The sequence below is a fragment of the Ureibacillus sp. FSL K6-2830 genome (assembly GCF_038004145.1).
Lineage (GTDB): Bacteria > Bacillota > Bacilli > Bacillales_A > Planococcaceae > Ureibacillus > Ureibacillus thermosphaericus.
This window is the reverse complement of sequence record NZ_JBBOQR010000001.1, coordinates 2,074,922-2,099,196: the sequence shown is the minus strand read 5'-3', so window position 1 is coordinate 2,099,196 and position 24,275 is coordinate 2,074,922. Positions and strand designations below refer to the sequence as shown.

Sequence of the window (24,275 nt, the reverse complement as noted above, 5' to 3'; positions counted from 1 at the left end):
CAAACCTCCCTATCTGTAATCCTCTTAAACATAGAGTACCTTCATACACATAAAAAATCCTCATTCCTATGGATAAGAACAACGAGATCGTACAATACAAAATAAGATAAGAATCATCTTTTCATCTCTCGTACACCCCTCCTTCCCAAATATTATAAATATTTCCCAGCAACATACTCTTACAAAAAGGGGCAAAGCCCCTTTACTTATGACTTTTAAAACCGTTTTCTTTTAGACTCACGCTATACATGTAACAATCACATGGTAAAGTCATTGCTCTTCTGCTGCTTTCTCGAAAACAAATACAAACCGATACATAAAAAACAACAACTCAATGATAATGGATGGTACTTTCATTCGTTTGAGCACATACAATATCTCTGGAAACGGGGTAGTCATCAAGAGGAAAAATAAGCAAGACCATGCCGCGACCGAACGAGAGAGCAAAGACATTGCGATGAAAATTTTCGAACGGTCAATGGAAACATGAAAAGATTTGTCTATCGAAACAAGCAAAGCTGGAAAACTCATCATCAGAAACAATGCCACGACTCCGAGGGCTTTGGCGTACACCTTCCACGAAACACGCGCATAACCGATAATCCAAATGGCAAGCCAAATCGTCATCATTACTTGCGTTTTCCAGTTTCCTGTGATGGCCATCATTAATAACAGAAGCGCAAATATCACTTTTTGTTCGGGGCGTATTGTCCGCAGGCGGTTATCGTAAGCGATGGTGTCAAACTGCCGGATCATTTTGCTTCCTCTTTTCGGTTCGCCCGGCCTTTATAGACGCCGATAATATAGCCAATAATTCCGGCACCGATTGCCGCCTGCACAGAAAACAGCAACGTTTCCACCTCTCCGCCTGGCGGCTCAAATATGGTTTCCATCCAAGGTTGATAATGAGGAGCGAGCTTCTGAATCATTTTTTCCGCCTGGCCATCCGTGCCGCCAAAATCAGAGTGATGAATGAACAATAACGGCGCTACTACCAGTAAAACAGCAATAGCAAGAAGAAAAAGACTTCGCTTCATATTACACTCCCCTCTCTAACTGATTTAGTTCGCCGCTACTGTAAGTGGTTAAGAAATTCCAAACGACGACCGTAAGCAGCCCTTCTGTAATCGCCAGTGGTAGTTGCGTGATAGCAAAAATGCCGGCAAATTTGGCAAACGAAGCGAAAACCCCACCTGTCGCATCCGGGAACGCCAGCGCTAATTGCAATGAGGTGACAACATATGTGCCAAATCAGAGAAAAATGCAGCGAAAAAAATCGTCCAGCGTCGCGATATATTCCATTTTTTTTAAAACGATAAATGCCGTAAGCCACAAGCGGGCCGACGACTGCCATGGACATGGCATTTGCCCCTAATGTCGTCAATCCGCCATGTGCCAGCAATAACGCTTGAAACAGCAATACAATGCTTCCCATCACTACCATCGTTCATGGGCCAAACAGCACCGCACCGAGTCCTACCCCCGTTGGATGTGAGCTGCTCCCAGTAACGGTTGGAATTTTTAAGGCGGACAGCACAAACGTAAATGCCCCGGACAGCGCAATGAGCAGCTTTAGTTCCGGATGCTCGCGTGTAATCCGAATTAGTAAACGCATACCGATGATCAAAAATGGCAAAAAAACAAGCCACCAAAAAATCGCCCATCCAACAGGCAAAAATCCTTCCATAATATGCATCGCAAATGCCGATGTGCTGCCGGTAAACGTAAAATAGACGACTAAACCGCAAAGGAAAAGGGCGACTTTCCATTTTTTCATGCTTTCGTTCCTCGCGTTGCTTTACATAATTTCGAGATTCCTAGAGAGGCGTTTGATTGTTTTGTCATCATCAATCCTTGCTTCTCTTCATAACGGTACGTTATCGTTTCTTCCAACCATTCCCCATCTCGCAAATGCCTTTGCACAAGCTCCCTTGCTTTTTCCGGCGTCACACCGTTGTACCATACGCCTTCAGGGTAAACGATGACTACACACGCGTCTTGGCAACGGCCATTGCAGCGAGTCCGCGTCGTATGTACAATGCCATCTAACTCCAGCATCGCGATTTCTTCGCGGATGGCAAGCGTTACTTCTTCTCCCCCTTTACGCATGCAGCTGCCTCCATTGCAAATCAGCACATGATGTTTCATTCCGATTAAGTTCCATGTTGTCATGTTGAGTCTCTCCTTTTTTGCAAAATAAAAAGCACCTCTATACGCAGAGGTGCAGAAAAATGCATACAAATATAGCAAAAAAAGTATACCATTCTCCCGCACGTCTACCTATAATCCCGTAGGTATCCGTCCGAACAAATAAGGCAGGTCTCCTGACTTAGGATCATCGCTTTATTGCGCCTTCCCGAAGTTTCCTTCAGTGACATGATGCAACAAAGCTCCCCATCACAGTGGCGGGTACCGTGACGGATTTTCACCGTACTTCCCTTTTAAGCCTATTCTCTAATGAGAAAGGCACCTTATTTGTTTGGCATATAATGTCGATTTTTCAAAGAACATTTCTGTTATTCATAGTAGTACAAATTTTCAAACATCGTCAACCACTTTTTTAAATAAGTCCGTTTTCGCCAATACAATCCCGTCTTGATCAGTGTACACATAGGCGCCTGGCTCCCAACGAACGCCGCCAAATTCGAGCGCAACGTCCCGTTTTCCCTTTCCTTCTTTTTTGCTTTTCACCGGGCAAGTGCCAATCACCATCACCCCAAGCGGCATATTGGCGATTTTTGCGGAATCGCGAATGCATCCGTGAATAATCACCCCGGCAAACCCGCGCTCACAAGCGATCTGGGCAAGACGGTCTCCGAGCAGCGCGCAATTTCGCGAACCTTTTCCGTCTACGACCAATACGGTGCCCGCTGGAACAGTTTCGAGCGCCTCACGAACGAGCACATTATCTTAAAATACATCGACCGTCGCGATCGGTCCGGAAAATTTCGCTTTGCCGCCGTAAGATTGCATCGGCAGCTGGCATACTTGCAATTCACTTAAAAATTCATCGCATAAATCAGCTGTTTTCATCACAATCTCCTCCTTGCCATGTCTTATATTTGACATCCTTTGTCAAAACTCCTTCTGCTGGACTCCACGGTATCGTGTGAAACGAAGACCGTGGAGTTCTTTGCTTTCGGCGAAACTTCGCTCAATCGTCGATGGACGTACCGATCGCAACACTTTTCCTCTCATCGATAATCGTTGTTTCCGCATTCGTTCGTAGATATCTTGATGAACGGAAACTCGAAATACACGATCCTTTGCGCCTTTTGCGGCAGGACATCCCACACAACTTCCTTTTACTGCTGGTTTGTACTCATGATATCCAGAACGGGTGGACGTGGAATACGTGAACTTTACACCACAGGGACACGCATACACATCGTCTGTGACTTGCTGGAACTTTACGGAACGACAATCGGGATGTTCCTTTCGATGAAAACGTCGATACGACATATACGCCAAAATCCCTTTTTTCTCTAATTCTCTTGCTAGTCGGGCGTTATAATAGCCAGCGTCTAACACGATTTCTTTAGGAGAATATCCTACTCGCTGTTGAACACGCTCGATTCGCTCCATCAAAATACGATGACCAGGCACGGTGGCGGCAGTCACGTAAGCTAAATCTTGCCCAGCATTTTTCATTGTTGCACCTGCAACAAGTATACCTTCCCCTAATTGCTGTACATCTGTGTTGGACTTTTGTGATGTCTTTGCCATTTTGTCCATATACAAATCCATATCAGCAATTTCAAGACCTAAGGCAGCCATCGAGTCTGTCACTAAATCAGATGCTCTTGCTAAATCCATATCACCCGCGGCAGAAAGTGTAAGCACACCTGGAAGTTCTCCTATCGCCTGTTCTGTATCATATCCCGCTAAAGCTAGATAATTTAACGCTTCGGCTGATTCATATGCCGAGAAGCGTGTACTTGCTCCCGCATCTTTTGCTGCTTGAGATAATTTATTAAAGGCTTCTTCCCCTTCTTCGCCTGTAAGTCCCATTGTTGCCTGAACTTGCTTCATGGCATCTTCATATTCACCGTAAACATTTAAAGAGTCCTTAATAAATTTACCTGATGCGACTGCCCCAGTTCCAATTGCCGCCATGGCAGCCGCAGCTGCTTTTAAACCTGCCACCAATACTTTACCCGCAATTTCACCAGCTGTTTTTAAACCATTCACAATTTTTTCTACTTTTTCTCGATTAAGATTCTTTACTTCTTCTTGTGAGTCCTTCAGTTCACGTTCTAAGTTATTTAACTCAGCATTCGCATTATTTAACTGGGTTTGCCAAGAAAGTGTTCTTCTATCATTTTCTCCAAAGGATTCAGCAGCATTGGCAAGGGCCTTTTCTAGCGTTGATATTTTTTCCTTTTGTGCATCAATTTCTTTATTCAATACTGCATTTCTTGCTGTTATTGCTTTAATAGATTTATCATTTCTATCGAATTCTGATGTCACTAATTTCATTTCTGAGCCTAACACTCTGAAACATTGGTTAATTTCCCGTAGAGATTTCTTAAATTCTCGTTCCCCTTCAACACCAATTTTAAGACCAAAATTGTCTGCCATACTGCCACCTCCTATCCATAACAAGTAAAAAAGCACCTCTTTGATTTGAGGTACTAGTAGAAACTTTATATTTAAATACCATATGGAATAACTTCATCAATTGAAAGTTCATTTTTAGGTTTTGTGAGACCTGTGAATTGTTTGTGGATTTCCCATTGATCAAGTAAATGGCCAATAGGCATTAACCACACTTCTTCTTCAGTCCTTTTTAGTTGCGTGACTCCATAATAAATAAGTCGAGCAAACATTTCTTCATCGTTTACTCGACCACTTCGTTTTTTGTATCGGTTTCCTCCGACTCAATATATCGTTTTGTCCCTTTAAACATTGCTTCCATAATTGCATCTTTAAAAGTTGCCATCTCAGCAGGAGATGTTAACAGTTCCACATCATCTTCCGTTAACAATTCTTTCTTTTCTTCGTTCAATCGATTATGGATATAAATACTTTGATTGGCAAGTAAGGTAATTAACCAGACAATTTCATCTAAAGCCATCTCAAAGTTTTCAGCTTTCATTAACTTTTCACCTAAATCTTCTAAGCCCCCATACCTTTTTGCAATTTCCCCCTATGAGTTATATCAATACGTGCAACATTGCATCAAAATCAAAGACTTTGAGCTCCTAAAGAAAACATTAGAGAATAAACAAAATATCGTTTCCAGCTATATGAAAACCGCCATCAAGACAATCAACAAATACATCAATTACGTCGAGAATACGCTAAAGTACGATTATAATAACGGCATTTTAGAGGGGATTCATAACAAAATCAAAGTGATGAAACGCATTTCTTTCGGTTATCGATCCTTCTATCACTTTAGAAACCGAATATTCATTACCCAAAACTTAGCGAAAATCAAAACAGCTTAGGGGAACCTCGAATTTCCCCTAAGCCATCCGATTACATATTACCAAATAATGTCACTAACATTTATTCACCAACACCATTTGACAAAGAACTTATAATTATTACGACTTTAGTTTTGCTTTTAACTCTTTTATTTTTGTTTCTATTGTTGATATTACTTTTTTAAATTCCTCATCACTCTTACCTGTAGGATCATCCAACCCCCAATCTTCCCTGTGTTTACATGGAAGGTAAGGGCATTCCACATTACACCCCATTGTAATAACAATATCTACTGGAGGTATTTCATCAAGCAACTTTGAATGTTGAGTTTTCTCCATATCTATATCATAAAGCTCTTTCATTAGGCGCACAGCATCCTGGTTAATTTGAGGTTTTGTTTCTGTGCCAGCAGAGTAGCTTTCAAATATATCTCCTGCAAAGTGCTTACCAAGTGCCTCGGCTATTTGGCTTCGACATGAATTATGAACACATATAAATGCGACCTTTAGTTTATTACTCATTAAGCATTACCTCCTTTCTAGCTTTTTTCTGGAAACCAGTGCCTTGTATTATTCGCTATCTTTACTAATATCAACATAACAGGCACTTCTGTTAGAACCCCTACAATGGTAGCAAGTGCAGCTGGGCTTTGTGTTCCAAACAATGCAATCGCAACGGCAACTGCCAGTTCAAAAAAGTTAGAGGCACCAATCATACTAGCAGGCGCTGCTATCTCATGAGGTAGTTTTATAACCTTGCTTGCTAGATATGCAATGAAAAAGATTAGGAAAGTCTGAATAATTAATGGTATAGCAATTAAAACAATATGAAGTGGATTATTCAGAATTACATCGCCCTGGAATGAAAAGATTATTATTAATGTTAACAATAGACCTATGGTAGTGATATTCCCAAACTTCGGTATAAAACTCTTTTCAAAGTAATCGAGTCCTCGCTTTTTTGTGATGTAATTACGGGTAATTATACCACCAGTCAGCGGGATAACAACAAACAATACTACAGATAAAACAAGAGTGTCCCAGGGTATGGTTACACCGCCCACACCTAGAAGAAACGCAACTATGGGCGTGAAAGCTATGAGAATTATAAGATCATTTGTTGCCACTTGCACGACGGTATAAGCCGCGTTGCCTTTGGTCAAATAACTCCATACAAATACCATCGCTGTACACGGTGCAGCTCCAAGAAGTATTGCTCCCGCAAGATAGTCTTGTGCCAATTCTGCCGGAATTAGAGATTTAAAAATTACAAAGAAAAACAGCCATGCAATGCCGAACATAGTAAATGGCTTTATCAACCAGTTAGTTATCCATGTAACAAAAAGTCCCTTGGGATTTTTGCCTACATTTCTTATACTTTGAAAATCTACTTTTAACATCATTGGATATATCATAAGCCAGATTAAAATAGCCATAGGTATTGAAACATTTGCATATTCAAAACGCCCTAAAAACGCTGGGATTCCGGGTAAAAACTTTCCAATCAATACCCCTGCAAACATACATAAAATAACCCATACGGTTAAGTACTTTTCAAAAAATCCAATTCCACTATTTTGTTCCTTACTCATGTTAAATCAATCCTCCTTTCTTTCCAAGCTATCAAAAAATGTAATTAAGTTTTGTGGGATTTCATATTTCTCATTTGATAAAGGGATTGAACCATGGCCACTATAAACTTCTTTCAAAATTGCGTTGATAATCATGGATTTTGGAGGTTCCGTATACTCTATACCATCCTGCACCCAAACCCTGCAATCCACAGAGTCACCACACAGATTCCCACATTCTTTGCAGGAAGATTCCTTAACCTCAAGAGCAATATCCCTGGCATTTACACGAATTGTTGAAGAACTTAAAAATGATCAGTTCTACGTTCTTCCTTTATTTCTTCTAACGCTAAAATATATTTTGTTATAGTTTCAGCAAATTTTCTAAGCTCACTTATCGCCACATTGGGATTTTGATAGACATTTCGTTCTGCCGTTTCCCCAACACGGGCGAGAACTTCCCATTTTTCTTCTAAAAAGCGAAAATTTTGCGACATATACACACCTCACCCATAAGAACATGTATATAGTGCTATTTTATCATAAATTTTACAATATATATCATTTCCAGTCATACATCTATTTAATAGAGTTAAGTCCGTATAATTGTGTAAAAATGGATGGGTTAAAAATACTAGCCAATTTCAAATCCGATCCTTTCAGATGCTTGAGCTTGTAAAATCTGGTTTATTTTAACCGCGAATTTTTTGAATTTCCTTGAAAGAGTTGATGCAAAATTTCTAAATCTAGATTAATCTTGTTTTGGTACTTTCAAATCTTTTCTCCATTAGAGTTTGGCGGTCCAACTTAATTTCAACTGAGTGTTTTTATTTCCTTTTGTACATTTGCTTTTGCTGGCATTGGTATTGAATTATAACTTATTAAACATATATGATAACTTCTTACAATCATCGCATTTATAGAAACCATCCAAAATTTCTTTCAATTAATAAACCCCTCTAACTTATATAAGTATAGGAAGAGCTTCCACGGCAATATTAGAGCAGCTGCAAAATAATTCGCTTGTCTTTCCATTTCAACATAGGAATTATTGACCACTTGCACCAAAATGAGCAAGCTCATCATAATAAAGAAATAGACATTCGAGTTAATTTAAAACCAACAAGAAGCTTAAAACCTCAAATAATGAAATATGTTAATATAAACTCGAAAAGTAAGCACGTCTATCCAAACGTGTATTTTCTTTACTATGTAACCACCTGTCCCATTCGCACATTGTTAGCAAATCGAATGGGAACAGACTCGCAAATCATGCTTCCAGCCTAATCCCACATGTGGCGACAAATACCTTCATAAAGCTTCTTCAGGATTTCTTCTTGATACCCAGCTTTTTTGATTTCCCGTATTTTCTCTTTGATCGGCTGCAATTCTTCGATCGTAACAGTTTCTAGTTTCGCTACTCGGTCATCCGACAGCAAAACCTCTGGAGATGACGCTAAGTAATCTTCTAATTGGAAATGCCATAAATGAATATGCTCCTGATTCCGCTCCTTTAATCGCTGCGCCATTTTTAGTCCTTCAGGATCAAAATCTCCAGAATAATATATTTGACAACCTTCTTGGATGATTAAGTCTATTAACATCAGTGACGCTAGTTTAAATTGCCCATTTGTGCAAATCAGCGGCGGGAAAGCGTCAGGAAATAAATCCAACAAAGCGGAAAATACGCCTGAGTTCTCAACGACAAATACGGTCTGCCCCTTAGCAGGATATGCACGCTTTAACTTCAATATTTCCCGCAATGGCACATTGAGTACTGTATTGGTTTTTACAGCAGAAGCAAACACAGAATGAATTCCCTGTTCCGTTTCTGTCAAAATTCCCGCACATGTCACAAAGTTTAAAATATCTTCCCGTAAAATGCCAAATGATTGCAGGAGCTCATTGACTTCCTCGACTGAGGATAAGTCATAGTCTTGATCAGAGTAAAATTGAAGTGCATGAAGAAATACTTTTCCTTGAAACGTATGTAAGTCAAATGCGTGCGGATCTTTTAGCACTTTTTGTGAAAAAATTGAAAGACGTTCATAATCACCTTTTTTCGGCAAATGTTGAAGCGCAGTGCACACATTCTTTAAAACAGTCTCCAAATGTTCCCGATCTTGCGAATAGGCGATATGAATAAAGCGGTTTTGGGGAGCTGATTCAGTTATAAAAGAGAGAAGCCTTGCTTGTTCGGGATATTGATGAATAAGGTTTTGAAAAAATTCTTCTTTTTTCTTCCGATCTGTTTCCCTCTTCTCTTGATTGGTTGTAATGTCTTCACCAAAATAATTCTCAAGTAACGTAACGAGCGATATACCGGCAAAGCGCGTTTTCTCTAATTGTTCGGCAAACATTTTTAATGAAACCGAAGGAGTAGATTCTTGATGAAAATCCTTCCCAAAAAACGCCCCGAGCGCTTCTTTTTCTTCAAATGAAAAACCGTCTAATTTGACCGTTCCGCCGATTCTCCCAAGTGATTGATATTTCTTTTTCATCAGCAAAAAAAGGCGGTGAAAGCCGGGTTCACCGCGAAAAAACTCAACAGCATCCGCTACTTTTTGTTCCAACATGAACCATCCTTCCTATATGGATGATGTAAAAGTAAATTCTTCATCCAGATTTGACGCAAGTCGTTTCACTTTTCCATCCCAATGATAACGAATAACCGTAACGTACGGTGCATTTTTCGGACGAACTAGCTCGCAAATAGAAAGCGATGGTACCGTGTCGTAGTCTCCCCAAAGCGCCTGAGAGTTCATGATATAGTTAAAACCAAGCTCTTCGACTAAAGCAAACATATCACGAATGTTATTTTCATCAACGCCGGCAAACGCTTCATCTAACGAAATAATATATGGAGCATCCTCTGCAGCCTCTTGATATCGTGAATATGCCGCGGCAAAAAGAGGAATATACATCGCCATCGCCTTTTCTCCGCCGCTAAATTTATAAAACTTTTGGTTCGTTAATTCCCGCTTTGGTTCATTTGTTTTTTGGTAATAAAGCGTAAACGAGAACCACTTTCGGTAATCGAGCACTTCTTTAATGACTTGGTGAAGCGTATTGCCCTGCCCACTTTCTTCAAGCATTTCTCTCGCTCGGTTGATTTTTGAGCGGAAATGCATCGTAACCCGCTGCAAATCTTCTTCCTTTAGCAGCCGCGAATTCATTCGCAACAATTCGACTAAATCTTTCGTGTCCATTTCTTCTTCGGTTTCCGCGGTCTTCGGCTTCCATTGAATTGAAAACGTCAGACCTGAAGAAGTATCACGTTTTTCCATTAATGCGTTCATATCTTTTACCCAGCGTTCGGCACGCTGTATGCGGCTTCGCAATATTCGCCCGATCGTTTTCAAAATAATATCTTCATACAATTCGCGGTCCTGTTCGTTAATATATTCTTTTTGCAGCAATATATCTTTTTCAATCTCTTTTAATACATAATATGGTGTGACGCGTTGTCCTTTGTAGTCTAGTAAAATGATGATACGTCCTGCTTTTTCCTTCCAATCGTTCGCTTTTAGCTCCGATTCCTCATCTAATGAAAGCTCGACGAACGGATTTTGTTTGTTCCAATCGGCAGGTTCCTGTGTCGGACGATATTCGATTAAATTCGGTTGTTCTTGGAAAAATATTCGGTTTAATCGTTCGGTGACAGAAAGTCGTGTATTCTCTTTTAATACAGAACCATATTTCTTGGAAATGTCTATTGCTTTGTCCAAAAGTGAGCCTGTTTCATTTTCGTCAACAAACACTAGCCCTCGTTCCAATTCTTTGGCAAATAGCTCTTCCCATGCTTGGACAAGAACCTTTGCAAATTCCAGTTTTCTCTCTAAACTGCTTAATTTGTTTTCCATGTTTGAAAGTTGATTCCTTATACCTTCTTGCTTCTTAATTATCTCAGGAATTTCCGTTTTTAAAAACGTTAATCGTTCTCGAATCTGTTGAATCTCTTGGCGAATATGTTCCGCTCCCATTTTCGTTAACATCGATTCGATATGCTCAAGTTCAAGTGATACCCGCTGTTGTTGATCGAGAAGAACATTGATTTCGCCTTTCGCTTCGTCTATTTCGTTTTGTAATGTTTCAAGCTGATCATTTAGATTTTTGATCATTTCATCGGTGTGCACAATGTTTCCATGAGTAATTTGTACGTCATTTAACTCTTTTAAATATGATTTCATATAAGACAAAGCATCTTCGTACCCTTTTTTTGAAAACTTAAGGTCCAGTCCTTCTGTCTTGTTGCGCAAAGTATTTTTCACTTGCTGCCATTCTCTAGCGATTTGTCCGAGTTTTTCATTTTTCCTTACTGTTTCTTGTTCTTTGCTTGCTGCCAGGAGTTTCGTTTGCTCCCACTGGTCATAGGCATATTTGACATTTTTGTCAGTTGGAAACAATTGAAACCCTTCCGTAATGTGGCGGATTCGTTCATCAATGGCTACCAGCTGCTCTCGTTTTTCTCTGAGTTGAGTGTTTAAAAGCTGTAATTCTTCCTCAAATTGCTGAATTTTCTCAAGACGCAGCCGTTTCCGTGCGGCTCTTCCAATATACTTTGCCTTTTCCCTTTCAGGGGCATGTCCTTTTAAAAGTCCTAGTGAATATTGTCCGGATTCGTTTATGACAAAATAATCCTTTTCTTGCGGTTCGTCCGATACGATAATACTGCGCAATACCGCTTCGATTCGTTCCTTAGTAACACCTGAGTCATTCTCTACATCAGGTTTTAAATAATCCTCTAGCGTGTGTGCCATCATTGCCGGGTTTGGCATGATTACTCGATCATATTGGATATCTAAATCCGCTTCCACAATTAAAGCGTCGAGCAATCCAGCATGATTTAATGTAGATTCGATCCGTTCCCTCAACTCTTCAGAAACGTGCTCCTGAAATTCCACAGCTGCATAAAACGGAACGTAAGGTATTCCTTTCTCTTTTAACAAAACCCTTGTTTGCACCGTTTGCATGTCTCGTTCTGGTTCAGGATCTTTTTGTTCCTTCCAATAGCGTAATTTTTCTTCCGTTTCACGAATTTCATTTTCTATCAATTTCATTTCATGTTGTTTTTTAATTTTTTCCGCTTTCCACGATTCTAAAGATTGATAATATTGATTTGTAAACGGTCGTTTCACCTCTTCGAAATGATAGCGCTCATATAGCTCATTCAACCTTTGTAAAAATACTTGAAATGCTTCGTCATCCACCTTTATATCCGGATACATTTTGCTCCATTCAAACACGCTTTCCTGCAAACGGGATTTTTCGTCTTCAACCAGTTCATACCATTTTTTCTCTTCATTTTTTAGTTGATCTAATTCCCTATTTAATTCGCCGAGCTCTTTATACGTTTCTTCATAACGTAATTGAATTTCATCATGTTCTTTCCAAAGTCCGTTAATTTGCTCCAGTCGATCAAAATGTGCATTAGCTTCCCGCTTCCATACGGTAAAATCAAATTCATATTCTCGGTTCCGCTGAAAATCTTCTTCGTTGATTGTATGCTCGGAAAAAGAGCTTTCTAACGCATCGTTCCGCATCATTTCTAACTGTTCTGTTAGCTTTTTCAACAACTGTTCGAAACGTTCTTCATACATGTTTAAGTTTTGTTCAATTTTCCGTTCTTGCTCTCGTTTTTCATCTATAAATCTTTCTTTCTTTTTGAGCTCTTTGTTTACATTCTGCAGTTTTTCCGCTGTTTCATTACGCTTTTCTTCTGCCTGAAACACTTCATGATTGGATAAATCAAGTTCCCGTTTACGCAGCACTTCTTGTTCAATCGATAATTGTTGAGTCTCTTCTTTCAATGTCGCAAGTGTTTCCTCATATTCACGATGTTGTGCGACAAACTGTTTCTTTTCTTCAGCTAACTTTTTAAATCTTTTTTCCGATTTTACATATTCATTCGCTTTCTCAGCCAACATATACTCATTGTAAGTCGAATAATGCTGGCAAAGATGCTTTAGAGCCTTCTCGTCTTTTTCAAGCTGTTCTAATTGTTGTTTTGCTTGATCCATGTTTTCTATCGTTTCTGACAAGTGTCGCAGCTCTTCATCTGTAAGTGCTGGCAGCGAGCTTTCTAATATTTCGTAGATCACAGTTGGCTTAAAATCTTTTGAAAGCTTCGGACTGCGTAATTGAATGAGTAATTCAATCAATTCGTGGAACGCATCAAGCGACTCAAATCGAAAAATATGTTTATTCACTAACTCCATATATTCACGTTGCGAATCAACAACCGTACCGCCTTCACCAATAACAGTGATCAACTCCCGTTTCGTTAAAGGAATTTTTTGCGTCTTCCCGTCTGTCTTTTCTTCTTTATATAAACGCAAGTCTTTGCCGATGCGCCGATTGTCAAAAACGACAAATCCCCAAAAATCCATATTTTTCTGCCGTTTTGCCCGTAAGCCGATACCCGTTGTGATATATTGTTCAGAGTTTTTTCGCTTATATTCTAAAAATAAATAGCCTGTTCGTTCATCCCTGTCGACGAGTTCTTTTTCCCCAAGCAAGTAATCTTCCATTCTTCTAGCTCGGGAACCGAACGGATCGAGGCGGTCAGGACTCTTTTTTCCATCAAGCAGAACCGGAAGAAAACTTTGCATCGTCACCGATTTGCCGGAGCCGTTGCTTCCACGCAATAAAAGTTTTCCGTCTGCGAAATGAAAAAATTCTTCATCATAATACCAAAAATTTAACACTCCCGCTCGATATAACTCCCATTTACTCGTCATCTTCATTCGTTCCTTTCATTAGAAAATCATCAGGATATGTTCCGACTAATCGACCTAAAAGAGGGTAGAGAATAATCATCCCAGTCTCCGCTTCACGTTCTGCCATTTTCCACTCCTTTAATGCACTCAATACTTCATCAGAAAGCTGAGAGATTGTCATGTCGCGGTATGTTTTACTCCATCCTTCGGAAAATTCGTCACGGCATTTTTTTAACAGACCTAAAAAATCATTTGGTGTTAAGCGGATTTGTCCATATTCATCAGGCATGTGAACATCAAGATGCTGGCGAATAATTTTGGAAAAATGAAGAATAATCTCCGAAGTACCTTTTTGATCCGGAAACAGCGTATAGCGGCTTTGACGTTCCGGTAAAGTTAAAAGTGCCGCATTTTTAAAAAGTTCATAGTGATAATCAGTATGTTTTTCAATATCTTCCCGCAAGCGATGGCGAAAGTTTCTTAAATAATAAAAGTCAGGATCGTCTTTTTGTCTTCGATAAATGGCTGGCGACAAAAATAGTTGCCGATATATCCGATGGCGGCGATAGTCTTGCGGGGACGCTTTCCATTCTTCTTCTAAAATCTCCTCTATCGTTTCATATTGAAACAAGTCTTTCGGATATGATCTCATAAAATAGCGGGATACAACGGGAACTTCATAGAGTGCTTCATGGTCTTCTTTATTTGCAAACCCTTCAAGATCCCCATCGACGCGTTTTACGATACCAATTTGCTCCGACGTTCTCAGCACGCGAATGAGCGACTTCCGATGTTGATAATTCGTCCAATCGATTGGCAGTTCCCCAGGATACATCGCTTGAATCTCTTCACATAAATCGGACAGAAGAAATTTTTCATCGACGGCTTTGCTCTCTAAATATGCTAATAAGCAGCAAAACAAGGCATAATCTAATATATCTTGAAAATCTTGAATACCCATCCACGATTCTGGCTCAGCCGGGATTTTCTCGAGCTTTGCAAAATAGCGGTGAATGATTAGCCGATATCCAAACTTTTCTTGCAAGTAACGTTTCAATACTTTTTCACGTTCTCTAATCTTTTGATAAAGCTCTGGTTCCTCTTCCCGGACAATCCAGAAGTTTTCAAACAGGGCTGTCATGGCTTCTTTCGCTTTTTCATCAAACCCTTGCTCCGTCTTTTCCAATGTTACATCTCTCCCTTTTCGAGGACATAAAGTTCATAATTCGGCATCGTAAGTGTACCGTCAGAGGCTTTCAATTGAATCGAGGAAGAATCCTTTTGCAAGATTTTCACTTTCCACCCGTTTTCCGTTTTTACGACTCCGTCTTGTTTTGTCATTGATTTTGCTATCCAGCTTAACAATGTTTTTCGAATGTGCGGTTCGATCACCGGCAACTCTCGTAATACGATTTTATTGTCTTGAATGAGGTTCTCTAACTCTTCTTTCTCACGTTTTTTCTCCAGCAAAAATTTCTCCTTCATCTCCTGTTTCTCTTTTTCATGTGTTTCGATCGCTTCCGGCTTTTTCTTTTCACGGTAATGGCGAACGCGAGGCTTTACCGTCCATTCTGTCGGCTCTTCTTCCCAAATATCGCGATAAAAGTTTTCTGTTGCATCGTTCTCTGTTATGAGATGCTTTGTATGGAAACAGCCGAAAACAACAGAGGATAGTCGGTGGGCATCTACTAAACTCGGAAGCTCGGAAAACCACTTTGCTAAATGGAGAAAATCTTTCTTGCGGCTGCGGAAATTGTGATGACGTTCCCCCAGCCTTTGCACGACCCGAGTCATGCGGCGAATGGCTTCATTCGTTTGGTGCTGAAGAAAATACAATTCACTTTCACGTCCTTCTCTGCCTAAAAACCATTCTTTTAGACCTCTCCACTTTTCGAATAAATCTTCTTCAAGTTGTTCTTTCGTCACTTCCATTTCTTCTAATCGAGGAATCGTCATTTGATAATCAGCAACAATTGCGACTAGTTTGTGAACATCATCTTCTGCGATATCTTCCAACAACTTTTCAATTTTTAACGATGTTTTCTGTAAGGCAACGATGAAATCGCGTAAATATGTCGTAAATTTTTCTTTATATACAAGAAAGGCTTCCGACATCATTCGTTCTTCCGTGTTCTCACTGTTAAGGTAAGCGATGTAATCCGCAGAATTTTGAATGATTTTTTTGAAATAATCGAATGTTTCTTCCCAAATTTGATTAATCTCTTCTCGTTTTTCTTGAAAATCGTTTTGTATAATATTTTCTATTCGAACGAGTGAAGAGTATAAACGGTCAAAACGAGTTTTTTCTAAAGATCCTCCGAATGAATCCCCTAGCTTCTCTAACGTGCGGATCATCCTCTCAATTTCAACCGTGTAAGGACTGCATTGATAACGAAACCGTTTCTTTTTAAATTCTTCGATTGTGCGAATATTCACCGTCTCTTGCCGAGCAATTAAGTTTTTCCATTTGACAAGCTGATCTAAATCCTGCTGGAGATCGTCTTCCGTATAGTTCTGAAACTCCTTATGTTCTTTTAAAAATGCAAATACTTCTTCAGGAAACAAATATTGCCGCATTCGTTCATGCTGCATATAAAAATATCGTAAAATCGCCCGATAGCGATAAGCATTGTCCGTTGCCAAATACTTTGCCTCAGAAATCGGCTTCAGCCATGAAGAATCCATTATGCATCACCTTATAAATTATGTTTTTATTTCTATTGTAATAGATTTGCAGAGAGATTGAGACAAGATTTTGATGGGGATTTTTTTGCTGTTTTGATTTTTTGGGTATATTTCGTTTTTACGATCTGTTTTGTAAGCGTTCGCCAACCATCTCATCCTGTTTGTGTGTGCCTCTTTTGTTTTTTAAAACCCTTTCAACACTTTTAATGCTTGTAAATCGGTGTTCCTGCCGTTTTCCGAAATACTCGCGGCAAGCGGTGATCCACGCGGTTCCATCTCCATTCAGAAAACCAGTCCATCATCGGGTCATAGCCGTATTCTTCCATCATAAACCTTTCAAGCCCTTCCTACACCGGCTCATTTCGTCTGATGCACATAGTGACGTTTGTTTACCAAGGGCACTCGTGATCGATGTACTCCAACACCTGTTGAAGCAGTTCCCCGAAGGTTTCTTGAATCATCGAAAATAATTCCATTTCGATCTTTCCCCAGTACTTAGGTGCTGGGGGTTAATGTATTTATTGGAGAAGATTTCTTACGAAGAAAATCTACATAAAGGTCTGCAATGTTGAATGATTTCGCACCAAAGCGGCTGAATTACTTGTGTAATTCAACATAATTAATGTACGTGTTCACTTACAAGGGGTAGAAAAGAGCATCCGTTGATTTTGCTGCCAGCTGCCTAATAAATAGAAAAAGGTATTTTTGCCCGGCAGATCAACGAACAAGAACAATACAAAGGGCAATAAGTTAAAATTTCTTTGTTATATACAAGAAAGACTTCTAACATCATTCGTTTTTCCGTGTTCTTTACTGTGAAGGTAAGCGATATCATCCGCACAATTTGAAATCATCGAACGTTTACTCTCAAATTTGATTCATCACTTCCAGTTTTTGTTCATAATCAGTTTTTCAAATATTTCTATTCAAACGATTAAAGAATAGAAGCCGTCAATACACATCTTCTAAAGCCCCTCCAAGTGAATCTCCTGCTTCTCAACGTGTGAAGCATCTGTTCAATTTCTTTATACCTTCCTATGGTATAATGAAGTAAGTTTTTTGATCATGAAAGGAGACGAAATGAATTTTGCAGACAAACCATGATTTATTTTCCATAGAAGATGTCGAGCAATTTATTAATAGTCATCATTTGGCATTTTTATATATATCCAAAACAAATTGCAGTGTTTGTCATGCTTTGCTGCCAAAGGTGGAAAAAGTGCTGGCTGAGTTTCCAAAGATTCAAATGGGCTTTATCAACGTCGATGATATTCCGAGCATAGCCGGTCACTTATCCATATTTACCGCACCTGTTTTAATTTTGTATGTCGATGGAAAAGAGGTTTTGCGAGAAGAGAGGTTTGTTCATGTTGAACAATTTAAGGAGAAAGTGAAGAAAATTTATTTTTTAGCGGAACAATCGTAACTTGTTTGCGTGGTGATAGGCACCTTTTGGCTGAGATGTTTCACAGAGGCGGAATGCTAACTAATGTATTCCATGAGCGGAGTCTTCTACACATAGGGGCTGTCTAATAAGTCGATTTTCCGGCTTATAGACGCCCCTTTAATATTTTAGAAACGTTGATATATCAATGCTTATGATGTTTCATTTTCAGTGGATTTTGACTTTCTGGACAGCCCAAAAAATATTCTTGTTCTAAAAGGGAATGAGCCTGCTTAAAGTTAGACTGGATCATCAAACGAAAGCAAACTTGCCAACGCCGCAAGAAAAATCTCCAATGATAAAAATGAAATCTGGAATAAAAAGAAACGTTTAGTTATTTCATTCATGAAAAATCTATATGTTCTCACAACCGTAAAATCTATCTTGATGGCGGTTGAAATAACGGAATGCATGCGCGGTACATTCCGTTTCTTTTCTTCATTTTATGTTGAATTTAACTTAAAATCAGACACAGATGCTTCCGAAGGTCTGAGACACTTGAGTAGAAGCTACTTCAAACAAGTCCGCTTCTTAGAGAAAGTCCTCCCCCAAAATCATCTGAACAAAAAACTGCAGCTTAGCAATTAAACATTCACATTAAGTTTCAAAATTACATCAAATATAGTGCTTGTTCGTTATTTCGCTGCTTCTAACAATAGATCCACAATATGAACAGCTTTTACATCCTTTAATCCTTCTCTTTCAATTCCTAGCTTCATTTGCATGAAACATCCTGGATTAGCTGTTACTATTGTAGTGGCTTTGGTTTTTTTCATTTTTTCCATTTTCTGATCTAAAATTTCCATGGATGTTTTCGGTTCGACAATGTTATAAATGCCTGCAGAGCCGCAGCAGCTATCGGCATTTTCCATTTCTGTGAATGTTACTCCTTTAATTGAACGAAGCAATTCTCTAGGAGCTTTTGACGTTTTTATGACGTTTCTCAGATGACAGGAATCTTGATATGTGACGACTTGTTCAGGAAGTGAAAGGCGAAATTGTTTGTGAAAATCAAGCTCATATAAAATGGACGTAATGTCTTTTATTTTTGCAACAAATTTTTCAGCGCGCTCTGACCATTGCGGATCATCTTTTAATAAGTGATCATATTCAATCAAGAAAGCGCCGCAGCCACCTGCGTTTGTTATAATATAATCTACTTCGTTTTTTCCAAACGCTTCAATATTTTGTTTTGCTAATTCTTTCGCTAGTTCTTTTTCTCCGCTATGACCGTGCAAAGCTCCGCAGCATGCTTGTGTTTTAGGAATAACAATTTCACACCCGGCTTTTTGCAATAATTGAATGGTTGCATGATTTGTTTCGAGAAACAACGTGTCCATTAAACATCCGGAAAAGAAAGCAACAGTTGCTTTTTTCTCTCCTTTTGGCGGGAAATATTCAGATCGCTGTTTCAGTGTCTTTCTCTCAGGAACATCAGGTAATATTTTTTCCATTTCCCGGAGATGATATGGAAACAGTTTCATAAATCCTATTTTACGTGCCGCTTTTTGAAGTCCAGATTTTTGATAAAATCCAACTAAGCTAGTTATGTTGATTAAATTACTTTTTTTAGGAAATAGTTGTTTAAAAACTACATTTCGAACTGCCCGCACAGGTAAAGAATGCTTTTTATTTTGGTTAATTATGTCTCTTGCTTCTTCTAATAAATGTCCATAATTCACACCTGATGGACAAACCGGCTCACACGCACGACATCCTAAACACAAGTTTAAAGACTTTTCAAATTCATCATCCGGTTGAAGGACCCCATCATAAACTGCCTTCATTAAGGCAATTCTTCCTCTTGGTGATTGGCTTTCTTTATATCCAGACACAATGTAAGTTGGGCAAGATGGCAAACAAAAACCGCATCTCATACAATTTAACAGCTCATCTTCGTCCATGCGTTCCTTGAAATCTCGTTGGATATTTTGCTTTTCTGATTCTGTCATCATTTTGAGATCACCACTCGTTTTCGTGTATCCTTTGCAAATAATTTCCCAGGATTCATAATATTGTTTGGATCCAATGCAGCTTTGATCGACTTCATCACATCGATGCCAGATTTTCCTAGCTTCCATTCTAAATAAGGCGCTTTCATGGCTCCTACTCCATGTTCTCCAGTAATTGTTCCTCCCAGTTCAATGGCCTTTGCAAATATTTCAGCAAAAGCTTTTTCCACCCGTTCCATCTCATCTTTCTTCCGAATATCTGTCGTGCAGGTAGGATGAAGGTTTCCGTCTCCCGCATGACCAAACGTGCATATTTTTACGTTATGTTTTGCGGCTATTTCATTAATGGCTTTGACCATTTTGGCAATTTCTGATCTTGGTACAGTCGCATCTTCTAAAATAGTAGTTGGTGCTAGTCTGGCTAAGGCGGACAAAGCGGTGCGTCTCGCTGTTCGTAAAGCTTCAGCTTCTTCTTCTGACTGGGCAATTTGTACAGATACGGCGTTTTCACTCCTGCATATTTCTTCCATGACCTTCATATCTTTACTCACATTTTCAGGCGTTCCATCTTGTTCAATCAGTAATACGGCTTGAACGTCTGTTGGCAGTCCGATTTGTGAATAGTCCTCCACTACTTTTAGCGTCGGCTGATCTAAAAACTCTAAAGTTGCCGGAATTACTTTATTGGCAATAATTTTCGATACGGAACGCGCAGCAGCTTCTAAATCTTGAAATAAAGCAAGCATTGTCTTTTTTGATTCAGGCAGTGGGATCAGCTTTAATGTCGCTTCTGTAATCACTCCTAACGTTCCTTCAGAACCTATAAATAAGCGTGTTAAATCATACCCTGCCACATCTTTCGCTAGCTTTCCTCCTGTTCGAACAATTTCCCCATTAGGAAGAACCGCCTCTAGCCCCAGCACATAATCACGAGTTACTCCATATTTCAGTCCTCTTAATCCTCCAGAATTTTCGTTAATATTTCCCCCAATTGTAGATATTTTCATTGAGCTTGGGTCTGGTGGATAAAACAAACCTTTTTGTTCCACCGCATGGATTAAATCAAGTGTGATAACTCCCGGTTGACATGTGACGGTTAAGTTTTCCTCATCGATCTCTAAAATTTTGTTCATATGTTTAAATAGAAGAACGATTCCTCCTTCAACAGGACAAGTGCCGGCGCATAAGTTCGTACCAGAGCCCCGCGGAACAATCGGTATTTTATTTTCATTACATAATTGCAATATTTTAGATACTTCCTCTGTATTTCTAGGCGAAACGACCGCATCCGGAATCGATTGAAAATTTGGAGTCGCATCATACGAATATACTAACCTTTCAACTTCCGAATCTTCAAAATTTTCTTCTCCTACAATATTTATGAATTCCCTCTTTATATCAGGAGCAATCATTCAAACCCCTCACTTTTATTCTTTTCGTTTTATTATAAAGAATGAGAGTCATATTATCTATGTATGATGATATAATTAACATACCAAAAATGCCTATTTTATTGTCTTTTTAACCAAAAGGGTGGTGATACGAGTTGCAATTATCCCCAAAGCTGGCTGCTAAAATTATTTCAGAGGTTCAGGACGTAGTCAAAGAGGATATTATATTAGTTGATATTAATGGGATCATCATATCCTCCACTGATGAGAGTCGGATCGGCTCTTTTCATGAAGGAGCTACGATTGTTATTAAGTCCAAACAAAAGCTTTACATTGATCAAATCAAAGCACAAGTGCTGAAAGGCGTCAAAGCAGGAATCAATATGCCCATTATGTTTCATAAGAAGGTAATTGGAGTGATCGGAATAACTGGCGAACCGAAACAAGTGGAGCCTTATGCGGACTTAATTAGAAGAATGACAGAGCTCATTATACAAGAAGCATATTATACTGAAAGAAACGAATGGGAAATAAGAGGAATAGAATCGTATCTTTATGAATGGATCAATGCTTCATCTGTGGATAAAGATTTTTTAGAGCGCGGGTTTATGTTAGGCATTCCTGTGTATGACACTCATGTTTGCACACTCATGGAATTGGAGATACACACATTAAATAATTACGATATTCATCGAATTCAAAAAGAAATCATAGAATTGTTTTATTCTATCTTCGGGAAAGAAAAACATTTTATTGTTCGATGGGGGCAAGAGCGCTTTTTAGTATTAAAAAAGATGGATGCTTCTTATAAACAAAATTATTTTTACAGTCAGTTAAACGATTTAAAAAAAAGATTCGAAAACAGATACAAAAGCACTTTAGCTATTGGCATAGGAAAAACAGCTTGCAAACACATGATCAATAAATCTTTTAAAGAAGCACAAAAAGCATTAAAGGTAGCGCGAAAAAATAAAGGCATTGTATTTTATGAGGATCTTATATTAGAGATCATCTTGGATGATATCCCAACAGAGATGCAAAAGGATTTTTTGAAGCAAACCATTCATATGATGGAAAAAGATCAAATTCTAATCGAAACGTTACAACACTATATGAACAATAATCAATCGATCAAAAGAACGGCAGAGGAAATGAATATCCATATTAATACACTGCACTACCGTTTAAATAAAATCGAAGAGCTGACAGGAATTAACCCTAAAACAACAGAAGGAATTGTCATATTTTATATATCGTTACTGTTATTAAATTCTTTAAACCGTTAAGTCCGTATAATTTGATCGAAACGGGAGTGAATGAAAAAAGACAATCGGCAAATGTTGTTCGGGGAGACGACCGGCAGGAAAACTTTGGGATTGCTGCCATACAGCAAGCATTAATTCCATAGTGTCTTTCAATGGGCAATTTCCTTTTAGACAAGTAATTAAGAACTGCTCTACTGGAGCTTCTTTTTAACAGGTGAGGCAATTGTACAATTAATATTTTCTTCAATACAACGATAATAAGGATAAAAAGTTGCAGAGAAAGAAGAAAATTTTTCAATTGATTTTGAACTAGAAGCAGCTTTTGATGAAAAAGGTGAACAGTTTGGAATAACTGCTGAGGCAATTGCATTTTATCAAGTGTATGATAAGGTACGAAAAGGATTTAAGATTGAAAGAATTGTAAAAAGTAACAATAGAGTCCAGTATCGTTTATATAAACCTGAATTGATCGGCGTTTCTCCTCCGAGAAATGGAAGGAAATCAAAAATATATTGGGAAGATGATTTAAAGGCAAAAGCAAGACAGGGCAATCCACCAAAAGTGTCTTCATATGTTCGTCCTGGAGCAAGTGCAGTAAGTGCATTAAAAAGTAAAGCAGGTTGGATAGGTATAGGGATTTCAACTGTAGAAAATGTAGTTGAAAATGTAAATAATGGTGAAGATGCAACAAGAATTATTGGGGATGCAGCGGTTGATGTTGGTATCGGTGCAGGAACATTGGTATTAGGTGGAGTTGTTGCAGGAGTTGCTGGGACTTTAGGGGCTCCAGTTATTGTTGGTGCAGGTGTAGCTGCTGCAGTATCCGTAGGAATTTCTGTATTACTTGAAAGTGTCAAAATTAATGGAAAGAGTATCACCGACCATGTTAAAGATGCCGTTAATTCTATAGCTAATAGTGCAAAAAATGCTGTTAGTACGGTTGCTGGTTGGTTTGGATTTTAAAAAAATTATTGAGCCTGATACAGCAATATAACCACGGAATCAATTTTGTAATACTAATATTAAAGGTGGATGACAATGAAAATCGATACAGAAATAAAAAAAGAACATTTACCAACATATGTTCAAGAACATTTAATGTTTTTTGATTCGCTCCAAAAAAACGGCTTAGTTGCAGGAATCACCTTTGCAGGGCTGGATGTGTTGATCGCAGTTCCTTTGTTTTACCCAACTAATAACTTATTTCATTTTGTATTATTGCCTTTTTTAATTTTCATTAATATTTGGGCGATAAGACTACTATTTAAGAATAGCTACTCCATTCAATATGAACTGATTCTTTTCATTGGTTCGATTGGTTCGATTGGTTCCTATACTTATTATTTACTTGCGCTTAAAATGGCGTATCACTACGTAAATATCACAGAACCCATTTATTACTTCATTTCCTTTGCTATATTTATTATTTCCGTCGTTTCATTGATTATTTATCAAATAAAAAAATATTCAAATATAAAACCAGTCAACAATAAAGAAAGGGCATTGGAGGAACTTATTAAAGCAAGAAAAGAAAAGTATTATTCAGTTGCAGCTATTTTTCCTGCTTTAGGTTATTTTGTTGCACATAATTGGATTATTAAATCTGATGATTTAGCACTTGGGATTCTTGTTTTAATCTTTTATTTAATGTCCTTCTTTTATGCATACATTGGCGCTAAGTTTTTCCACCGATATTTTTTCATGAAAGCAAACCCTAGTTTCGTTCATTTATTAAAACCTTCTAAAAGCGAAATTAAAGAAATGCGAAAAAAAGGGAAAGAAATTATTATTAAGTAATTAAATCTGTAAAACATAA

At 38.6% G+C, this 24,275-nt stretch carries 19 protein-coding genes, 4 pseudogenes and 1 riboswitch; of the genes and pseudogenes, 5 read left to right on the top strand and 18 right to left on the bottom strand.

What is annotated here, in order from left to right:
• Window positions 1–270: 270 nt before the first annotated feature.
• The 7 genes and pseudogenes from NSU17_RS10265 to NSU17_RS10235 all read right to left on the bottom strand — a co-directional run bounded on the left by NSU17_RS10265 (window position 271) and on the right by NSU17_RS10235 (window position 5,098).
• Window positions 271–756, bottom strand: coding sequence for a CbiQ family ECF transporter T component (locus NSU17_RS10265; protein ID WP_232019881.1), 486 nt, complete (start codon window positions 754–756; stop codon window positions 271–273).
• Window positions 753–1,037: an energy-coupling factor ABC transporter substrate-binding protein gene (locus tag NSU17_RS10260; RefSeq protein WP_015863803.1), complete on the bottom strand. Its 285-nt coding sequence runs from the start codon at window positions 1,035–1,037 to the stop codon at window positions 753–755. The genes NSU17_RS10265 and NSU17_RS10260 overlap by 4 nt, the downstream gene beginning before the upstream one ends.
• A gap of 1 nt (window position 1,038) precedes the next feature.
• Window positions 1,039–1,777 (bottom strand): annotated as a pseudogene (locus NSU17_RS10255) (energy-coupling factor ABC transporter permease).
• Window positions 1,774–2,172, bottom strand: coding sequence for a (2Fe-2S) ferredoxin domain-containing protein (locus NSU17_RS10250; RefSeq protein ID WP_340704961.1), 399 nt, complete (start codon window positions 2,170–2,172; stop codon window positions 1,774–1,776). The pseudogene NSU17_RS10255 and the gene NSU17_RS10250 overlap by 4 nt, the downstream one beginning before the upstream one ends.
• A 125-nt stretch (window positions 2,173–2,297) precedes the next feature.
• Window positions 2,298–2,489: riboswitch (cobalamin riboswitch) on the bottom strand.
• Window positions 2,490–2,538: 49 nt separating this feature from the next.
• Window positions 2,539–3,033: pseudogene (gene rraA, locus NSU17_RS10245) on the bottom strand (ribonuclease E activity regulator RraA).
• Window positions 3,034–3,087: 54 nt separating this feature from the next.
• Window positions 3,088–4,581, bottom strand: a pseudogene (locus NSU17_RS10240) (phage tail tape measure protein); the annotation flags it as partial.
• A gap of 259 nt (window positions 4,582–4,840) precedes the next feature.
• Window positions 4,841–5,098 carry a hypothetical protein gene (locus NSU17_RS10235; RefSeq protein WP_445684098.1) on the bottom strand — a complete coding sequence of 86 codons (258 nt, stop codon included), beginning with the start codon at window positions 5,096–5,098 and terminating at the stop codon, window positions 4,841–4,843.
• Between NSU17_RS10235 and NSU17_RS10230 the strand changes: the two genes are divergently transcribed.
• The gene (locus tag NSU17_RS10230; RefSeq protein ID WP_340704960.1) at window positions 5,034–5,453 is read left to right on the top strand and encodes a transposase; all 420 of its coding nucleotides are present in this window, start codon (window positions 5,034–5,036) and stop codon (window positions 5,451–5,453) included. The genes NSU17_RS10235 and NSU17_RS10230 overlap by 65 nt on opposite strands.
• 99 nt (window positions 5,454–5,552) lie before the next feature.
• On the opposite strand, the gene NSU17_RS10225 is transcribed toward NSU17_RS10230, so the two are convergent.
• The 9 genes and pseudogenes from NSU17_RS10225 to NSU17_RS10185 all read right to left on the bottom strand — a co-directional run bounded on the left by NSU17_RS10225 (window position 5,553) and on the right by NSU17_RS10185 (window position 16,407).
• A complete protein-coding gene (locus tag NSU17_RS10225; RefSeq protein WP_014097261.1) occupies window positions 5,553–5,954 on the bottom strand; it encodes an arsenate reductase ArsC in 402 nt (133 codons plus the stop codon).
• Between the two features lie 17 nt (window positions 5,955–5,971).
• Window positions 5,972–7,024 (bottom strand): ACR3 family arsenite efflux transporter, encoded by a 1,053-nt coding sequence (arsB, locus tag NSU17_RS10220; RefSeq protein WP_340704959.1) that lies wholly within the window; start codon window positions 7,022–7,024, stop codon window positions 5,972–5,974.
• Window positions 7,025–7,030: 6 nt separating this feature from the next.
• The gene (locus tag NSU17_RS10215) at window positions 7,031–7,276 is read right to left on the bottom strand and encodes a DUF2703 domain-containing protein (RefSeq protein WP_340705503.1); all 246 of its coding nucleotides are present in this window, start codon (window positions 7,274–7,276) and stop codon (window positions 7,031–7,033) included.
• 41 nt (window positions 7,277–7,317) lie between these two features.
• Window positions 7,318–7,500, bottom strand: a pseudogene (locus NSU17_RS10210) (hypothetical protein); the annotation flags it as partial.
• A 445-nt stretch (window positions 7,501–7,945) separates the two neighbouring features.
• Entirely contained in the window at window positions 7,946–8,038 is a 93-nt protein-coding gene (locus tag NSU17_RS10205) for an ImmA/IrrE family metallo-endopeptidase (protein ID WP_232019924.1), read from the bottom strand.
• A 248-nt stretch (window positions 8,039–8,286) separates the two neighbouring features.
• Complete coding sequence (locus tag NSU17_RS10200) at window positions 8,287–9,579, bottom strand: TIGR02679 family protein (RefSeq protein WP_340704958.1); 1,293 nt, start codon at window positions 9,577–9,579, stop codon at window positions 8,287–8,289.
• Window positions 9,580–9,591: 12 nt separating this feature from the next.
• Window positions 9,592–13,743: a TIGR02680 family protein gene (locus tag NSU17_RS10195; protein WP_340704957.1), complete on the bottom strand. Its 4,152-nt coding sequence runs from the start codon at window positions 13,741–13,743 to the stop codon at window positions 9,592–9,594.
• Window positions 13,733–14,863 carry a TIGR02678 family protein gene (locus NSU17_RS10190; protein WP_117017513.1) on the bottom strand — a complete coding sequence of 377 codons (1,131 nt, stop codon included), beginning with the start codon at window positions 14,861–14,863 and terminating at the stop codon, window positions 13,733–13,735. The genes NSU17_RS10195 and NSU17_RS10190 overlap by 11 nt, the downstream gene beginning before the upstream one ends.
• 47 nt (window positions 14,864–14,910) lie before the next feature.
• The gene (locus NSU17_RS10185; protein ID WP_063386431.1) at window positions 14,911–16,407 is read right to left on the bottom strand and encodes a TIGR02677 family protein; all 1,497 of its coding nucleotides are present in this window, start codon (window positions 16,405–16,407) and stop codon (window positions 14,911–14,913) included.
• Window positions 16,408–17,494: 1,087 nt separating this feature from the next.
• Between NSU17_RS10185 and NSU17_RS10180 the strand changes: the two genes are divergently transcribed.
• Window positions 17,495–17,833, top strand: a complete 339-nt coding sequence (locus NSU17_RS10180) for a thioredoxin family protein (protein ID WP_096549720.1) — start codon at window positions 17,495–17,497, stop codon at window positions 17,831–17,833.
• A gap of 653 nt (window positions 17,834–18,486) precedes the next feature.
• Here the strand turns inward: NSU17_RS10180 and NSU17_RS10175 are convergent.
• Entirely contained in the window at window positions 18,487–19,803 is a 1,317-nt protein-coding gene (locus NSU17_RS10175) for a (Fe-S)-binding protein (protein ID WP_340705502.1), read from the bottom strand.
• Window positions 19,803–21,215 carry a glycolate oxidase subunit GlcD gene (gene glcD / locus NSU17_RS10170; protein ID WP_063386437.1) on the bottom strand — a complete coding sequence of 471 codons (1,413 nt, stop codon included), beginning with the start codon at window positions 21,213–21,215 and terminating at the stop codon, window positions 19,803–19,805. The genes NSU17_RS10175 and glcD overlap by 1 nt, the downstream gene beginning before the upstream one ends.
• A 134-nt stretch (window positions 21,216–21,349) precedes the next feature.
• On the opposite strand from glcD, the gene NSU17_RS10165 reads away from it, so the two are divergent.
• The 3 genes from NSU17_RS10165 (at window position 21,350) to NSU17_RS10155 (ending at window position 24,256) form a co-directional block, all read left to right on the top strand.
• A complete protein-coding gene (locus tag NSU17_RS10165) occupies window positions 21,350–22,480 on the top strand; it encodes a CdaR family transcriptional regulator (RefSeq protein ID WP_340704956.1) in 1,131 nt (376 codons plus the stop codon).
• A 357-nt stretch (window positions 22,481–22,837) separates the two neighbouring features.
• Complete coding sequence (locus tag NSU17_RS10160; protein WP_096549722.1) at window positions 22,838–23,422, top strand: hypothetical protein; 585 nt, start codon at window positions 22,838–22,840, stop codon at window positions 23,420–23,422.
• A 75-nt stretch (window positions 23,423–23,497) separates the two neighbouring features.
• The gene (locus NSU17_RS10155; protein ID WP_096549723.1) at window positions 23,498–24,256 is read left to right on the top strand and encodes a hypothetical protein; all 759 of its coding nucleotides are present in this window, start codon (window positions 23,498–23,500) and stop codon (window positions 24,254–24,256) included.
• Window positions 24,257–24,275 lie beyond the last annotated feature (19 nt).

What these genes read in the sequence shown, in the direction of transcription:
- NSU17_RS10265 (WP_232019881.1), bottom strand. Translation starts at nt 756, where the DNA reads ATGATCCGGCAGTTTGACACCATCGCTTACGATAACCGCCTGCGGACA.
- NSU17_RS10260 (WP_015863803.1), bottom strand. Translation starts at nt 1,037, where the DNA reads ATGAAGCGAAGTCTTTTTCTTCTTGCTATTGCTGTTTTACTGGTAGTA.
- NSU17_RS10250 (WP_340704961.1), bottom strand. Translation starts at nt 2,172, where the DNA reads ATGACAACATGGAACTTAATCGGAATGAAACATCATGTGCTGATTTGC.
- NSU17_RS10235 (WP_445684098.1), bottom strand. Translation starts at nt 5,098, where the DNA reads ATGAAAGCTGAAAACTTTGAGATGGCTTTAGATGAAATTGTCTGGTTA.
- NSU17_RS10225 (WP_014097261.1), bottom strand. Translation starts at nt 5,954, where the DNA reads ATGAGTAATAAACTAAAGGTCGCATTTATATGTGTTCATAATTCATGT.
- arsB (WP_340704959.1), bottom strand. Translation starts at nt 7,024, where the DNA reads ATGAGTAAGGAACAAAATAGTGGAATTGGATTTTTTGAAAAGTACTTA.
- NSU17_RS10205 (WP_232019924.1), bottom strand. Translation starts at nt 8,038, where the DNA reads ATGGAAAGACAAGCGAATTATTTTGCAGCTGCTCTAATATTGCCGTGG.
- NSU17_RS10200 (WP_340704958.1), bottom strand. Translation starts at nt 9,579, where the DNA reads ATGTTGGAACAAAAAGTAGCGGATGCTGTTGAGTTTTTTCGCGGTGAA.
- NSU17_RS10195 (WP_340704957.1), bottom strand. Translation starts at nt 13,743, where the DNA reads ATGACGAGTAAATGGGAGTTATATCGAGCGGGAGTGTTAAATTTTTGG.
- NSU17_RS10190 (WP_117017513.1), bottom strand. Translation starts at nt 14,863, where the DNA reads ATGACAGCCCTGTTTGAAAACTTCTGGATTGTCCGGGAAGAGGAACCA.
- NSU17_RS10185 (WP_063386431.1), bottom strand. Translation starts at nt 16,407, where the DNA reads ATGGATTCTTCATGGCTGAAGCCGATTTCTGAGGCAAAGTATTTGGCA.
- NSU17_RS10175 (WP_340705502.1), bottom strand. Translation starts at nt 19,803, where the DNA reads ATGACAGAATCAGAAAAGCAAAATATCCAACGAGATTTCAAGGAACGC.
- glcD (WP_063386437.1), bottom strand. Translation starts at nt 21,215, where the DNA reads ATGATTGCTCCTGATATAAAGAGGGAATTCATAAATATTGTAGGAGAA.
- NSU17_RS10155 (WP_096549723.1), top strand. Translation starts at nt 23,498, where the DNA reads ATGAAAATCGATACAGAAATAAAAAAAGAACATTTACCAACATATGTT.